Raw genomic sequence first — 14,646 nt, forward strand, 5'->3', positions numbered from 1 at the left:
CCTTCGGCATCGGTCTGAACCCCATTCAGGTCCGGCCCTCCGGCGGGAGGGCCGGACCGTCGGCGCGTCCCGGGCGGCAGCCGCGTCAGTCCTCCGGCCCGGCCCGCAGGAGCAGCAGCGCGACGTCGTCGAGCCGTTCCCGTGTGGCCACGCTGTGCCGGACGATGAAGTCGGCCAGCTCCTCCAGCGGCTGCTGCCCGGCCTCGCTGAGCAGCTGCCCGAGGTCGGCGAGCGCGTCCTCGATGTCCACGCCCGGCGCCTCGATCAGTCCGTCGGTGTAGAGGATGAGCACCGAGCCCGGGGCGAGGTCGACCTCCGTCGTCGGATACGGGGCCGAGCCGTCGATGCCGAGCAGCGGGCCGCCGGCGAGGTCGAGCACCCGCACCCGGCCGTCCGGCCGTCTGAGCAGCGGCGGCGGATGACCCGCCCGCGCCATCACGGCCCGCCCGCGCGCCGGATCGATCCGCAGATACAGGCAGCTGGCGAACATGTCGGAACCGAGGTCGATGAGCATCCGGTTGGTGCTGCGCATGACGTCCCCGGGGGCCTGGCCGACGGTCGTGTACGCGCGGACAGCGGTACGGATCTGCCCCATCAGCCCGGCCGCGGTCACGTTGTGCCCCTGCACGTCGCCGATCACCGCGGCCGCCGCCACGCCGTGTGTCGGCACCAGGTCGTAGAAGTCACCGCCGATGTCCATGCCCTGCATGGCGGGGAGATAGCGGGCGGCCGCTTCGATCCCGGGCAGGGACGGGAGGGAGTGCGGCAGCAGGGCCGCCTGCAAGCCGTGTGCCATCTGGTGCTTGGCGTCGTAGAGCAGGGCTCGCTCCAGAGCCTGGGCGATCAGTCCGCCGAGGCTGGTCAGCACGGCCCGCTCGTCCGCGGGGAAGTGGTGTGGCTCGGCGTAGGCGAGCACACACGTCCCCACCGGGCGGCCGGAGGCGATCAGCGGCAGAAAGGCCCAGGCCGCGAAGCCGTCCGGGGTCTCCTGACGCACCGGATACAGGTGTTCCAGCTGCTGGCGGGAGTCGAAGAACGCGGGCACCCCGGTCTTGAGTACCTGCGTGCCCGGAGTCTGCTCGGTCAGCGGCAGCCCGTCGAATCGCTCCACGGCGTGCGCGTCCGGATATCCCCGGTGCCCCAGTACATGCAGCCGGCCCGCCTCGGATCCGAAGACGACCAGCGCCTGGCTGCCCACGGCCGGGACGATCTCGTCCGCGACCAGCTGCACCACGTCCTGCACCCCCGCCGCCTCGGTCAGCGCACCGGCCAGACTCAGCACCTGGGAGATGGTGACCAGCCGCGGACGGAAGTCGCCGGGCTGCGGCCCCGCCCGGTTCATCTCCGCGACGGCCCGGGCCCTGCTGATGCGCACGCTGAGCCCGGTCGTACTCGGATACAGGCGGAACGACAGCCACTCGCCGGGCGGGCGCAGCGCCACGAACGACGTGGTGTGCTGGCTGATCAGCGCGGCCCGGTAGCGGTCCTCGTACGCGGGGTCGTTGAGCCAGGGGACCGCCGCCCACAGCGGGGTGCCGAGCAGCTTGCTGGCCGGGACGCCGATCAGCTCGGCCGCGGCCGCGTTGGCGAAGCTGATCCGGCCGTGCAGATCGAGTGAGCACAGTCCGTACGGCAGCCGCGCCACCATCCGCGCCGCCTCCACCGTGCCCAGCGTGCCGGCCACGCCCCCCAGCGGCGACCCGCCGATGAGATCGGGCTCGGGAGGCAGTGGGCGGCTCTCCTCCAGCGCGCGCTCCAGCCGTTTCGCGAGCCGGTCGCAGGCCGCGGTCAGATGGTCACGCTCCCGGTCGGACAGCTCCGGGGGATGGGTGCCCGGCCAGGTCACGAAGATCGCGCCGTACGCGGTGGACTCGGTCGCGACCGGCAGCGCGGCCAGCGCGAAGGGATAGGGCAGCACCACGGCGATCCGCGGATAGCGGGCCGCCATGTCCTCCTCGCCGCCGACCCAGACCAGCTGCCGCTCGCGCACCGCGTCGGCCACCGGGATCGGCGCGCTCAGTCCCACCCGCTCCCAGGGCGCCGCGAACGCCCGGGGCAGCCCGGCCATCACCGCCATCTCCAGCACGGGCTCCTCGGCCGCCAGCAGGTACACCGCGCCCGAGTGCGCGTGGACCTCCTCCATCATCGAGGCCAGCGCCAGAGACAGCAGCGGCCGGCCGACCCGCGTCCGGGCGGCTGCCGGTGCCTGCCCGTCGGTCACGCCGACCACCTCCTCGCACGGCCGCGCGACGGGTTCCAGGGACAAATCTCCCTCTTGGCGGCTCGCCGCGCACGGCGAGAGAGCCGGAGCGCACCGAACCGGCTCGCGAGCGGCACAGGAGCGCCGCGCTGCGACGAGGTGTTTCGTGTACCCATGTGCCCCCAGCACATGCCCCCGCAGCCTAGGCTCGCGGCGGCGCGAAGCCGTGTCCGGCCGGTTTCGAGCGCGGGCCCGGCACGGACCCCACGGAACGGTCACAGGGGCTGCGCGGCTGACCCGTAAGCGCTGTAATGGCGGTCGTGGTCAGTGAGGGCGCCGGCGGTCGTGGTCAGTGAGGGCGCCGACCTGCTGCTATGTCGACATGGACATGGAGGAGGGCTCCGCCTGGTACGTGCGGGCCGGGCACCTGCCGCCGGTGCTGCGTCACCCGGACGGCGGCACGGAGGTCCCCGAGACGGACGGCGGCCCGCCGCTTGGGGTTGCGGTGCAGGCCGACCGCTCGTCGTCTCCGAGCCCGTCACCGACGCTCTCGTGCACACCGACGGCAGGGTCCGCCGCGGCCTCACCCTCGTCCACAGCCGGATGCGCGTCGCCGTCGCCGACTCCTCGCCCCGCACGCCCGTCAAGCCGACCAGCCTGGGCTGGGACGCCACCGGCGGCCGCGGCATCCTCCTTGTCGAGGCCATGTCGGTGACGTGGGGGACGCTGCCCGTCAGCGGTGGCAAGCAGGTATGGAGCGAGATCGCGCTGGACTCATGACGCGGGCCTTTACGAACTGGGGCCCCGGACGGGCGAGTTCGGGCCCGTGACGGGCGGTCTCCTCGTGGCCGGCGCCGGCTGCGCGTTTGCCCGGGGCGTTGCTGGGGACCCGGGCGGACAGCACGTGTAGAAGTTGCCCCGCAGCCCGGCAGCGGGCCGGAGGCAGGACCGGACGCAGAAGGAAGATGAAGCGTCGTGACCTCGCAGACCAGTGAGAAACCTGTCGCCCGCCGGCCCGAGACGGGCTGGTCCAGGGCCCGTCGCCTGCGCGGCAAGGGCGTCCTGCGGACCTGTCTCCCGGCCGTCGATGACGAGCGTGTCCCTCGTACGACTGAATCGGGTCCGGAGTGGAACATCGTCCGAGGTGAGGACTGACCAGTCCCCAGGCCGCCGCCCCGCCGGCGGCAGCGAAACAAGCCGCACGTGTGAAACCCCCCGTTGCGCCCGAGACGGGCTAAGGTGACGCAGATGAAGGCTCTCGTGCTGTCAGGTGGTGCAGGTACGCGGTTGAGGCCGATCACACACACCTCTGCGAAGCAACTTGTACCCGTGGCCAACAAGGCCGTTCTGTTCTACGGCCTGGAATCCATCGCCGCGGCGGGTATCACCGAAGTCGGTGTGATCGTCGGCGACACCGCCGCCGAGATCGAGGAGGCGGTGGGCGACGGATCGGCGTTCGGTCTGAAAGTCACCTACATTCCCCAGGAGCGGCCCCTCGGCCTCGCTCACGCCGTGCTCATCGCACGGGACTGGCTCGGCGACGACGACTTCGTGATGTACCTGGGCGACAACTTCATCGTCGGCGGCATCTCCGACCTGGTCGACGAGTTCCGCAGGAACCGGCCCGACGCCCAGATCCTGCTCACCCGTGTGCCCGACCCCCGCTCCTTCGGTGTCGCCGAACTCGACGAGGGCGGGCAGGTCGTCTCGCTTGAGGAGAAGCCGGAGCATCCCAAGAGCGACCTCGCCCTGGTCGGAGTATACCTGTTCACGCCCGCGATCCACGAGGCGGTACGCGCCATCAGGCCGTCCTGGCGGGGCGAGTTGGAGATCACCCACGCCATCCAGCAGCTGATCGACATCGACGCCGACGTCCGCTCCACGGTCATCAAGGGCTACTGGAAGGACACCGGGAACGTCGTCGACATGCTTGAGGTGAACCGGACCGTCCTGGAGACCCTGGATGCGCGTCTCGACGGCGAGGTTGACGAGGCGTCGGAGACCATCGGACGGGTGGTGGTCGAGAAGGGCGCGCGCATCGTGAACTCGCGCATCGTCGGCCCCGTCGTCATCGGCTCCGGAACCGTGGTCAGCGACTCCTACGTCGGCCCCTTCACCTCCGTCGCGGAGAACTGCCGGATCACCGACAGCGAGCTGGAGTTCTCCATCGTGCTGCGGGACTCCTCGATCGACGGGGTGGGCAGGATCGAGTCCTCACTGATCGGCAGGCACGTAGAAGTCACCCCGGCACCCAGTGTGCCCAGTGCCCACCGCCTCGTTCTCGGAGACCACAGCAAGGTGCAGATCCATTCATGAATCTCCTCGTCACCGGCGCCGCCGGGTTCATCGGCTCCCGTTACGTCCGTACCCTGCTCGACTCGGACGCACCGGACGCCCCGCACATCACGGTGCTGGACAAGCTGACCTACGCCGGCACCCTGGACAACCTCGAACTCGACCATCCCCGGCTGGAGTTCGTACAGGGCGACATCTGTGACGCCGAACTGGTCGACAAGCTGACGGCCGCGGCGGACCAGGTCGTGCACTTCGCCGCGGAGTCCCACGTGGACCGCTCGATCACCGGCGCCGCCGACTTCGTGCGCACCAACGTCCTGGGCACCCAGACGCTGCTGGACTCGGCGCTGCGCCACGGCGTCGGGCCGTTCGTGCACGTCTCCACCGACGAGGTCTACGGTTCCATCGACGAGGGGTCGTGGCCGGAGGATCACCCGCTGCAGCCCAACTCCCCGTACTCCGCCTCCAAGGCCTCGTCCGACCTGCTCGCCCTGGCCTACCATCGCACCCACGGCCTGGACGTCCGGGTCACCCGCTGCTCCAACAACTATGGCCCGCACCAGTTCCCGGAAAAGGTCATCCCGCTGTTCATCAGCAACCTCCTCGACGGGAAGAACGTCCCGCTCTACGGGGAGGGCCTCAACGTCCGTGACTGGCTGCACGTCGAGGACCACTGCCGGGGAGTCGACCTCGTGCGCACCAAGGGGCGTCCCGGCGAGGTGTACAACATCGGCGGCGGCACCGAGCTGAGCAACAGGGAACTCACCGGCCTGCTCCTCGAGGCCTGCGGAGCGGACTGGGACCGGGTGGACTACGTCGAGGACCGCAAGGGTCACGACCTGCGCTACTCCGTCGACTGGAGCAAGGCCCGCACCGAACTCGGCTACCGTCCGCGCCACGAGTTCCGGGCCGGCCTCGCCGACACCGTCGCCTGGTACCGGGACAACCGCGAGTGGTGGGAGCCGCTCAAGCGGCGCGTCAGCGGGGAGCACGCATGAGGTGGCTGGTCACCGGCGCGGGCGGGATGCTCGGCCGGGACGTGGTCGAGGAGCTGCGAGGGCGTGGCGAGCAGGTCGCGGCCCTGGACCACGCCGCCCTGGACATCACACGGCCCGAGAGTGTCGCGCGTGCGTTCGCCGAGCACCGTCCCGACGTGGTGGTCAACTGCGCCGCGTACACCGCCGTCGACGACGCGGAGCAGGACGAGGAGCGGGCGCTGCGGATCAACGGCGAGGGCCCGCGGCTGCTCGCCCGCTCCTGCGCCGGGCACGACGCGCGTCTCGTCCATGTCTCCACCGACTACGTCTTCGACGGCGCGGCCCGCGGCACTCCTTACCCGGAGGACCACCCCACGGCCCCGCGCACCGCGTACGGCCGTACCAAGCTCGCCGGCGAGCGGGCCGTCCTCGAGGAGCTCCCCGCCGCGAGCGCCGTCGTGCGTACGGCCTGGCTCTACGGGGTCCACGGCCGTAGTTTCGTCCGTACGATGCTCGAGCTCGAGACCCGCCGGGACACCCTCGACGTGGTCGACGACCAGCGCGGACAGCCGACCTGGAGCGTCGACGTCGCCGAACGGATCGCGGTCCTCGGCGCGCAGCTCGGCCGCGACGACGGCGCGCACGGCATCTTCCACGCCACCAGTTCGGGCGAGGCCAGCTGGTACGAACTGGCCCGGGAGGTGTTCCGGCTCGTCGGCGCCGACCCGGACCGGGTCCGCCCCACCAGCAGCGAGGCCTTCCCCCGGCCCGCTCCGCGCCCCGCCTACAGCGCCCTCGGGCACGACCGGTGGCGGGAGGCCGGCATGGCCCCGCCGCGGGACTGGCGGGCCGCCCTGCACGAAGCACTGCCTCACATCCGCAAGGAGATTGCCCAGTGAAACGCCATGAGTTCCTGCGGGGGCTCCACAAGGCCAGCGCGAACCGCAACTACCTGGAGATCGGCGTCAACGACGGCCGCAGCCTGACGCTCTCCCGGGTGCCCAGCATCGCGATCGACCCCGCGTTCAAGGTGGTCACGGAGATCCGCTGCGACGTCCATCTGGCCAAGGCCACCAGCGACGACTTCTTCGCCCGCGGCAATCCGCTGGGCCACCTCAAGGGCGGCCGCCACCCCCTGCGCAACCTGCGCCGGGGCCGCAGCCCGCTCGGCTACTGGCGCCGTACCACCCTCGACCTGTCGTTCATCGACGGCATGCACCTGTTCGAGTACGCGCTGCGCGACTTCATCAACATCGAGCAGCACTCGGACTGGGCCAGCGTGATCGTCTTCGACGACATGCTGCCGCGCAACGTGGACGAGGCGGCCCGCGACCGGCACACCGGTGCCTGGACCGGCGACGTCTACAAGCTCATCGAGATCCTGAACCGCCACCGTCCGGACCTGGTGACGGTCCTGGTGGACACCCAGCCCACCGGGCAGCTCGTGGTCTTCGGCGCGGACCCGTCCAACACGGTCCTCAAGGACAAGTACGACGAGATCATCGCCGAGTACGAGGTCCCCGACCCGCAGAAGGTGCCCGAGACGGTCCTGGAGCGGGCGTCGGCGATCAAGCCGGAGACGCTGCTGAACGCGGGTTTCTGGACGCCGCTGGTGCGCTCCCGCAACCGCGGGACCAAGCGGTCCCGCGGCTGGGAGCCGCTGCGCCGGAGCCTGCAGCAGCTGAGCGACGTCAGCCGCTGAGGCCCCGCAGCCGCTCGTAGTAGGCGGAGCAGTCCGTATATGCGGGGAGCAGACCGGACCGCTCCGCCTCGGCCAGCGACGGGGCCTCGGCGTCCTTCGGCGACAGCAGCGGCTCGATGCCCTCAGGCCAGGGAAGCGCGAGCTGCGGATCCAGCGGGTTCACTCCGTGCTCACGATTCGGCGCGTAGCCGGTGGAGCACAGGTACACCACGGTCGCGTCGTCGGTGAGGGCCATGAAGGCGTGCCCGAGGCCCTCCGCGAGGAACACGGCGTGCCGCGTGTCGTCGTCGAGCCGCACGGCCTCCCACTGCGCGAACGTGGGGGATCCGACGCGCAGGTCGACCACCACGTCGAGGACGGCACCGCGCACACAGGTGACGTACTTGGCCTGGCCGGGGGGTACGTCGGAGAAGTGCACCCCGCGCAGGACGCCCCGGCGCGAGACCGAGCAGTTGGCCTGCGCCAGATCCAGGTCGTAGCCGGTCGCCTCGCGGAACTCCTCCCCGCGGTACCACTCGTGGAAGGTGCCCCGCTCGTCCGGGAAGACCTTGGGCTCCAGCACCCAGGCACCCTCGATTCCCAGTGATCGCACTCCGTCACGCCCTTCGCGTCTTGAGACCGGTTGCCGTCTTCCACAGGATCCCGCTGAGCGTGCGCCGGGCCCGTCGCGCCAGCCGGCGCAGGAGCCCGGCCCGGGGAGCCCGTGTCACCTGCACCCGGCCCGCCCTGACGCGCAGGACGATCGGCAGAGCCAGGAAGCGCGGCTCGTCCGCGACGGAGGCCGGGCTCAGCGCGACCCGCCATGTGGCGCCCCGCAGGCCCCCGAGCGGCAGCTCGGCCTCCAGCAGGGCCCCGGAGCCGTCAGGGGCGGGGGAGAGGGTGCCGGGCACCTCCAGGGCAGTCTGCGCGGTGAAACGCACCAGCACCTTGGTGTCGCCGGGGGTGTGCAGCGGCAGCGGAGCGTGCAGCCGCCCGTCGGACACGGTGACCTCGTCGGGGGTCAGGCGAGCCAGGCCGAGGCGCTTGCTCGCGCGGTCGACGTCCAGGGCGAAGTTGCCCTGCGGGTACGTCCAGTACGGCAGGACCATGCGTTCGCCGACGACACCGGCGGGCGCGGCCGTCCGGCCGGCACGGGGTACCGGCCCCAGCCGGCACTCCTTGGTCCAGCCGCCCAGCTTGACGCGGACGAAGGCGTCCCACAGGCCGGCGCCCAGAGGGGCGCCGGCGGCCGCGCCTGCGGCGTCGACGGCGGCGGTCGCGTGCAGCACCAGGCGGACGCGCCCGTCGTCCCCGGCCGGGACGGTGTCCCGGGTGAACTCCACGGGCTGGAAGTACTGCGCGGCGCTGGAGCGCTCCCGCAGCAGCAGGTCCACCGTGGCCTTGTCGAACTTGGCGACGGTGTCGGCGCCCACCCAGGCGATCGCCGCGTCGATGTCCTTGGGCGCGCCGTTCAGCGGGGTGGCGACCCCGTCGGCGGGAAAGGTCATCGGCTCCCTGCCGGCCACGAACTCGGCGGAGAGTCCGATCCGCAGTGAGCCCTCGTGCCACTGCACGTCGTGCGGAGCCGCGGTCGGCTTGACGGCGGCCTCCCACTCGGCGAAGCCCACGAGGTCGTCGAACCGGCCGGCGGCGACCAGCGCGGCGACGACCTGCTGCGTCGGCTGGAGTCCGGCCGCGACACCGGGACCGAACCGCTCGACGACGACGTCGCGGATCTCCTCGAACATCTGTCTGCGGTAGCCGTCGTCGGGCAGGGCGAGGAAGCGCCGGCCGCGCATCCGCTCGACCATCTCGTTGCGCAGCCAGCGCCGGAAGAGACGGTCGCGCAGCGGCCCCGGCTGGGTGTACTGCTCGACGACGTCGAGGGCCTCGCGGAGGTTCTTGAAGTACCCGACCGGGTCGAAGCGCTGGAAGCCCGCGTTGCCGGCGTCGTCGCGCTTGACGTGGTAGTAGCACACGTAGTCGCTGAGCACCGAGACGCCGTCCGCGCGCAGATACGCCTCCGTGACGAAGACGTGGTCCTCCAGACGCCGCCGGCCCTCGGGGAAGCGCAGCTCGATCTTGTCGAGGAACTCCCGGCGGAACATCTTGTGCGGGGTGAGGCTGTCGATGAGCGGGGCGTTCTCGACGGTGGCGTGCGGGTGGTTGCGGCGGAAGAGCTCCACGGGCACGGGCCGGCCCCGGCCTGCCATCTTGCCCACGACCACGTCGGCCCCGTTGGCCACCCCGTAGTCGTACATCCGCTCCAGTGCCTCGTCGCCGAGGTAGTCGTCGTTGTCGACGAACATGACGTACTCGCCCTGGGCGGCGGCGATACCGACGTTGCGCGGCTTGCCCGACCAGCCGGAGTTCTCCTGGTGCACGACCGTCACGCGGGGCTCCTCCGCGGCGAGCGCGTCGAGCCGGGCGGGGGTGCCGTCGGTGGAGCCGTCGTCGACGAAAATCACTTCGTACTCATCGGGGGGCAGCGACTGCCTCAGCAGCGAGGTGATGCAGTCCTCGATGTAGGTTCCCGGGTTGTACACGGGAACGATGACGCTGACCTTGACCGGCATTGAGCTCCGGGCCCCCTTGGGTGGCTTGCCGTGGGTGATGCGACTGGTGCGGGTGGCCAGATGCTAACCCCGTCGGTTGTGTTGTCTTCCACTCAACCACCGGTCGCGACGGTTCCGCTGCAGCGTCAGCCGTGCGTCTTGGCCAGCAGTTCCAGGGCTTTCACCCTCGCGCCCTCCTTACCTGGCGGCGCCCTCTCGCAGGTTCGACCGTACGAGTGACCCGTGGGGCAGCAGGTAGTCGCCGGTCCGCCTCTAGGCTGACGACGTGCGCCTCCTTCTCATGTCGGACACCCATCTTCCCAAGCGCGCCAAGAAGCTGCCCCCGCAACTGCTAGACGAACTTCCGGGCGCCGAGGTTGTGTTCCACGCCGGGGACTGGGTCGACACCGACACCCTCGACCTGCTGGAGAGCCGCAGCCGACGGCTGGTCGGCGTGTACGGCAACAACGACGGGCCGCAACTGCGCGCCCGCCTTCCCGAGGTCGCGTACGCCGAGTTGGAGGGCCTGCGCTTCGGGGTCGTCCATGAGACGGGCCCCGCGCAGGGCCGGGAGGCGCGCTGCGCCGCCCGCTTCCCCGACCTCGACGTGCTCGTGTTCGGTCACAGTCACATCCCGTGGGACACCACCGCGCCAGGCGGCCTACGCCTGCTCAACCCGGGCTCCCCGACGGACCGCCGGCGCCAGCCCCACTGCACATACCTCACGGCGACCGCGGCCCACGGCCGGCTCACGGACGTACTGCTGCACCGCCTGCCTCAGCGGTAGCGCCTGTTTCGGGCCATCCGCTCTCCGCGTGCCGCGGCGGGCGGGGGTGACTCAACAAGATCCGGGCCGCTCCGTCTTCGGGGAAGCGGCCCGGGCGCTGCGTGAGTGCGCTGTCATGGACCTCCTTCCGGTCGGAGGTACTTGGGGGAAGACATGCATGCTTTCCCCGTCGTGCGGCGACTACCCCGCGGGCACGGGTTCCACACTCCTCAATTCGTCCGAACCGGGTCTCGCCGCCGTACGGCGGGACCGTGATGCTGCGGGCCGCCACCTGGGGACGAACTGTCCGTCCGGCCGGTGTCTCGCCCTGCGGCTGCCGCTGCCCTCTCCGAGCCGGTCGCGAGGGGCGAGCACCCTGCTTCCGGCATGACCCGGCGGCGCCGCCCGGCTCAGCGCCGCCGTCGGCGTCGTACGAGGGCCATGACCAGCGCCACCAGGCCGGTGACGGCCGCCAGCGCGACCGCGGCCCGCACGGCGACGGGCACCCCCGCCGTGCGCAGCAGGTCGAGCGGCTCGTTCTCCTCCCAGCCCTCCTCCGTCGCCGCATCCCTTGCCGCGGGCGCATCCGGCTCGGTCAGCTTCTCGGACAGGCACGCGGCGAACTGCCCCACCAGCCGGTCGCCCACCTCCGCCAGCAGCCCCCGTCCGAACTGCGCGGGGCGCCCGGTCACCGTCAGATCGGTCCGCACCGCCACAGCCGTACCGCCGTCCTGCTCGCTGAGCGTGCCGGTGACCGTGGCCCGCGCGGTGCCCTGACCCCGGGTCTCCCGGCCGCTCGCGATGAGCACCATCCGGTGCGCCGTCTCGTCCTGCTCCTCGAAGACGGCGGTGCCCTTGTAGGCGACGGTGATCGGGCCCAGTCTGACCTTAACCGAGCCGGCCACCGTCTTGCCGTCGTAGTCCTCGACACTCGCCCCGGGCAGACAGGGGGCGATCCGTTCGATGTCGAGGAGCGTCCGCCAGGCGTCCTGGACCGGGACGGGCACGGTGAACTCGTGGTGCAGTTCCATGGCTTCCTCCTCACAGCGGGGTGGACGGGTGGATCGCGCCCGCCGTCGCCGTCAGCGGGGCGCCGCTGCCGCCCCAGCGCAGCGCGACGATCTCGGCGGCCACGGACACGGCGACCTCCTCGGGTGTACGGGCCCCGAGATCGAGCCCGACCGGCGAGCGCAGCCGGGACAGCTCGCGGTCCGTCAGACCGGCCTCCACCAGCCGCTTTGTACGGTCGTCGTCGGTGCGGCGGCTGCCCATCGCCCCGATGTAGGCGGCCGGCCGGCGCAGGGCCTCCTGGAGCAGCGGCACGTCGAACTTCGGGTCGTGGGTGAGGACGCAGATCACCGTGCGTTCGTCGGTGTCCGTGCCGTGCAGATAGCGGTGCGGCCAGTCCACGACCACCTCGACGCCCGGCGGGAACCGCTTGGGCGTGGCGAAGACGGGCCGGGCGTCGCAGACGGTGACCCGGTAACCGAGGAAGTCGCCGATGCGGGCGACGGCGGCCGCGTAGTCGATCGCGCCGAACACCAGCATGCGCGGCGGCGGGGCGAAGGAGTGCAGGAACACGGAGACGGCGTCCTCGCGCCGCTCGCCGTGCGCCCCGTAGTGGCGTACGCCCGTGGCGCCGAGGGCGAGTTCGCCGCGCGCGTCGGCGGTCACCGCCACGTCCAGGCCGCTCGCGCCGAGCGTCCCGGAGACCCGGTCCGGCCAGACGGCGAGGGTGGCCCCGCGCGGGGCGGGCCCGTCGGTCACGGTGGCGACGGTCACCGGGCGGCCGGCGCCGACCGACTCCGCGACCGCGCCGAACGACGGGTCCTGGCCGGGTGTGACGGGCCGTACCAGGACCGTGATCTCGCCGCCGCAGGTGAGCCCGACCGCGAACGCGTCCTCGTCGCTGTACCCGAAGGTCTCCAGGCGGGCCTCCCCGCTTGCGACGACCTCCTGGGCCAGCTCGAAAACAGCGCCCTCCACGCAGCCGCCGGAGACGCTGCCGACGACCTCGTCGTCCGGCCCCACGGCCATCGCGGCGCCGGGATCGCGCGGCGCGCTGCGGCTGACCGCGACGACCGTGGCGAGCCCGAACGGTGCCCGGGCGGTGTACCAGCCGCTCAGCACCGGGAGAATCTCACGCACCATCCGCTCCTTTCCCGCGGGGGGCTCCCCTTCCCGCAGGGGTCCCTCGCACCACCGCCGCCAGACGCTCCAGCGCGGCCAGGCTGTGCCCCTCGACGAAGGCGTCCACGCTCGGCAGGGCCGCCGCCATCCCGGCGGCCAGGGGCGCGTAACCCGGGCGCGCCTTGCGCGGATTCGCCCAGATCACCCGGTGCGCCAGCCGGTGCAGACGGCGCATCTGGGCCGCGAGCAGCTCCGGGTCACCGCGCTCCCAGCCGTCGGAGAGCACCACCACGACCGCGCCGCGCGCCATGCCCCGCTGCCCCCACCGGTTCAGGAACTCCCGCAGCAGCTCACCGAGCCGGGTACCCCCGCTCCAGTCCGGCACCGCCGCGGCGACCGCGGCCATCGCAAGATCCGGGTCGCGGTGCGACAGTTCCCTGGTCACCCGGGTCAGCCGGGTGCCGATCGTGAACACCTCTGTGGGGTACCCGCGTGCGGCGGCGTGCGCGAACCTCAGCAGGGCGTCGGCGTACGGTGCCATGGAGCCGCTGACGTCCACCAGCAGGACGACGCGCCGCGGCCGCTCCGCCCGGTCGTGGCGGAGCAGCCGGGCGGGCTCCCCGCCGCGCCGCAGCATCTCGCGCACCGTGCGACGGGGGTCCACGTCACCGCGGCGGGAGGGCCGGCGCCGCGCGGTACGCCTCGTCCGGCCGGGCAGCGTGAACGCGGCCAGCAGCCGCCGCAGTTGTGCGCGCTCGGCCGCGTCCAGGGCGGCGACGTCACGGTGGCGCAGGACCTCGGTGGAGCTGGCCAGCGCGGCGGCGGGCGGAACCTGCTGCTCGCTGTCCCGGGGGGTACGGGTGCCGGGGGGTGTGTCCCGTACGACGAGCCGGAGGCGCGGCGGGGGAGTGGCATGGCGCGGGCGGTCCGAGGACGGACCGGAGCCGAAGTAGGCGGCGAACACCCGCTCGTAGCGTTCCAGGTCGTCCCGGCTGCCGCACAGCGTCAGGCGGCCCGCCCAGTACACGTCCGCGCGCATCCTCGGCCGCAGCATGTCCACGGCGCGCAGGAAGGAGTGCAGGCGCTCGGTGCTCGCGTCGACGCCTGCCGCGCGCAGGGCGCGGGCGAAGCCGAGGAAGGCGGCGTCCGAGGTGAGCATGCCGGTCACGCCCCTCGGGCCGCGAGCACCGCCGCCAGGTCGAGCCCCCGGGCCCGCTCGGCGTCCTCGCGGTACTTGAGCACCGAGCCCAGCGTGGCCACCGCCAGTTCCGCGTCCACCTCGCTCGCCCCCAGCGCGTCGAGCGCCTGCGCCCAGTCGATCGTCTCGGCTACTCCCGGCGGCTTGAGCAGGTCCTGCGCGCGCAGCGCCTGCACCAGCGCGGTCACCTGCTCGGCCAGCCGGGCCGACACGGCCGGCAACCTCCTTCGTACGATGGCGAGTTCGCGGGCGAAGCCGGGGTGGTCGAACCAGTGGTACAGGCAGCGCCGCTTCAGCGCGTCGTGCACCTCGCGGGTCCGGTTGGAGGTGAGCACGACCACCGGCGGCACCTCGGCCCGCAGGGTGCCGAGCTCCGGAACGGTGACCGTGTACTCCGACAGCAGCTCCAGCAGGAACGCCTCGAACTCGTCGTCGGCCCGGTCGATCTCGTCGACGAGCAGCACCGACGGCTGCGTCTGCAGTGCCTGAAGCAGCGGCCGGGCGATCAGGAACCGGCGGTCGTACAGCTCGCTCTCCAGCCGTTCCGCATCGGTCACGCCGGCCGCCTCGGCGGCCCGCAGATGCAGCAGCTGCCGCGGGAAGTCCCAGTCGTACAGGGCCTGCGAGGCGTCGATGCCCTCGTAGCACTGCAGCCTGACGAGGGGAGCGCCGAGCGCCTCGGCGAGGGCGGAGGCGAGCGCGGTCTTGCCCACGCCCGCGTCGCCCTCGCAGAAGATCGGCCGGTGCAGCCTGAGGGCCAGGAAACAGGCGATGGCCAGCCCGTCGTCGACGAGGTACCCCGTCTTCTCCAGGCGGGCCCGCACCTGCTCCGGGCCGTCCATCC

Annotated in this window: 13 protein-coding genes and 1 pseudogene; 7 read left to right on the forward strand and 7 right to left on the reverse strand. The window is 72.1% G+C overall.

What is annotated here, in order from left to right:
- Nucleotides 1–85 precede the first annotated feature (85 nt).
- The gene (locus ACZ562_RS14835) at nt 86–2,230 is read right to left on the reverse strand and encodes a SpoIIE family protein phosphatase (protein ID WP_471178810.1); all 2,145 of its coding nucleotides are present in this window, start codon (nt 2,228–2,230) and stop codon (nt 86–88) included.
- A 334-nt stretch (nt 2,231–2,564) separates the two neighbouring features.
- Here ACZ562_RS14835 and ACZ562_RS14840 point away from each other — a divergent pair.
- The 6 genes and pseudogenes from ACZ562_RS14840 to ACZ562_RS14865 form a co-directional block, all read left to right on the forward strand.
- Nucleotides 2,565–2,980: pseudogene (locus tag ACZ562_RS14840) on the forward strand (ATP-binding SpoIIE family protein phosphatase); the annotation flags it as partial.
- A gap of 195 nt (nt 2,981–3,175) precedes the next feature.
- Entirely contained in the window at nt 3,176–3,355 is a 180-nt protein-coding gene (locus ACZ562_RS14845) for a hypothetical protein (RefSeq protein WP_471178124.1), read from the forward strand.
- Nucleotides 3,356–3,448: 93 nt separating this feature from the next.
- Nucleotides 3,449–4,516 carry a glucose-1-phosphate thymidylyltransferase gene (locus ACZ562_RS14850; RefSeq protein WP_471178127.1) on the forward strand — a complete coding sequence of 356 codons (1,068 nt, stop codon included), beginning with the start codon at nt 3,449–3,451 and terminating at the stop codon, nt 4,514–4,516.
- Nucleotides 4,513–5,493, forward strand: coding sequence for a dTDP-glucose 4,6-dehydratase (rfbB, locus tag ACZ562_RS14855; protein WP_471178130.1), 981 nt, complete (start codon nt 4,513–4,515; stop codon nt 5,491–5,493). The genes ACZ562_RS14850 and rfbB overlap by 4 nt, the downstream gene beginning before the upstream one ends.
- Nucleotides 5,490–6,371 carry a dTDP-4-dehydrorhamnose reductase gene (gene rfbD / locus ACZ562_RS14860; protein WP_471178133.1) on the forward strand — a complete coding sequence of 294 codons (882 nt, stop codon included), beginning with the start codon at nt 5,490–5,492 and terminating at the stop codon, nt 6,369–6,371. The genes rfbB and rfbD overlap by 4 nt, the downstream gene beginning before the upstream one ends.
- Complete coding sequence (locus ACZ562_RS14865) at nt 6,368–7,174, forward strand: class I SAM-dependent methyltransferase (protein WP_471178136.1); 807 nt, start codon at nt 6,368–6,370, stop codon at nt 7,172–7,174. The genes rfbD and ACZ562_RS14865 overlap by 4 nt, the downstream gene beginning before the upstream one ends.
- Here the strand turns inward: ACZ562_RS14865 and rfbC are convergent.
- Together rfbC and ACZ562_RS14875 are read right to left on the reverse strand one after the other, a co-directional pair.
- Nucleotides 7,164–7,766: a dTDP-4-dehydrorhamnose 3,5-epimerase gene (gene rfbC, locus ACZ562_RS14870; protein WP_471178139.1), complete on the reverse strand. Its 603-nt coding sequence runs from the start codon at nt 7,764–7,766 to the stop codon at nt 7,164–7,166. The genes ACZ562_RS14865 and rfbC overlap by 11 nt on opposite strands.
- A gap of 4 nt (nt 7,767–7,770) precedes the next feature.
- Nucleotides 7,771–9,729 (reverse strand): glycosyltransferase family 2 protein, encoded by a 1,959-nt coding sequence (locus ACZ562_RS14875; protein ID WP_471178142.1) that lies wholly within the window; start codon nt 9,727–9,729, stop codon nt 7,771–7,773.
- A 265-nt stretch (nt 9,730–9,994) separates the two neighbouring features.
- Here ACZ562_RS14875 and ACZ562_RS14880 point away from each other — a divergent pair, with 265 nt between their 5' ends.
- The gene (locus ACZ562_RS14880) at nt 9,995–10,495 is read left to right on the forward strand and encodes a metallophosphoesterase family protein (RefSeq protein ID WP_471178145.1); all 501 of its coding nucleotides are present in this window, start codon (nt 9,995–9,997) and stop codon (nt 10,493–10,495) included.
- A 389-nt stretch (nt 10,496–10,884) separates the two neighbouring features.
- On the opposite strand, the gene ACZ562_RS14885 is transcribed toward ACZ562_RS14880, so the two are convergent.
- From ACZ562_RS14885 to ACZ562_RS14900, 4 genes are read right to left on the reverse strand one after another with little or no spacing between them, the layout of a single operon-like run.
- Complete coding sequence (locus ACZ562_RS14885; protein ID WP_471178148.1) at nt 10,885–11,505, reverse strand: SRPBCC family protein; 621 nt, start codon at nt 11,503–11,505, stop codon at nt 10,885–10,887.
- 10 nt (nt 11,506–11,515) lie between these two features.
- A complete protein-coding gene (locus tag ACZ562_RS14890) occupies nt 11,516–12,622 on the reverse strand; it encodes an XdhC family protein (RefSeq protein ID WP_471178812.1) in 1,107 nt (368 codons plus the stop codon).
- Complete coding sequence (locus ACZ562_RS14895; protein ID WP_471178151.1) at nt 12,615–13,763, reverse strand: vWA domain-containing protein; 1,149 nt, start codon at nt 13,761–13,763, stop codon at nt 12,615–12,617. The genes ACZ562_RS14890 and ACZ562_RS14895 overlap by 8 nt, the downstream gene beginning before the upstream one ends.
- Before the next feature lie 5 nt (nt 13,764–13,768).
- A complete protein-coding gene (locus ACZ562_RS14900; RefSeq protein ID WP_471178154.1) occupies nt 13,769–14,644 on the reverse strand; it encodes an AAA family ATPase in 876 nt (291 codons plus the stop codon).
- Nucleotides 14,645–14,646: the final 2 nt, after the last annotated feature.

The organism is Streptomyces sp. NPDC040410 (assembly GCF_055595715.1).

Coding starts and splice junctions, on each gene's coding strand:
- rfbD (WP_471178133.1), top strand. CDS start 5,490: ATGAGGTGGCTGGTCACCGGCGCGGGCGGGATGCTCGGCCGGGACGTG.
- ACZ562_RS14900 (WP_471178154.1), bottom strand. CDS start 14,644: ATGGACGGCCCGGAGCAGGTGCGGGCCCGCCTGGAGAAGACGGGGTAC.
- rfbB (WP_471178130.1), top strand. CDS start 4,513: ATGAATCTCCTCGTCACCGGCGCCGCCGGGTTCATCGGCTCCCGTTAC.
- ACZ562_RS14895 (WP_471178151.1), bottom strand. CDS start 13,763: ATGCTCACCTCGGACGCCGCCTTCCTCGGCTTCGCCCGCGCCCTGCGC.
- ACZ562_RS14850 (WP_471178127.1), top strand. CDS start 3,449: ATGAAGGCTCTCGTGCTGTCAGGTGGTGCAGGTACGCGGTTGAGGCCG.
- ACZ562_RS14875 (WP_471178142.1), bottom strand. CDS start 9,729: ATGCCGGTCAAGGTCAGCGTCATCGTTCCCGTGTACAACCCGGGAACC.
- ACZ562_RS14885 (WP_471178148.1), bottom strand. CDS start 11,505: ATGGAACTGCACCACGAGTTCACCGTGCCCGTCCCGGTCCAGGACGCC.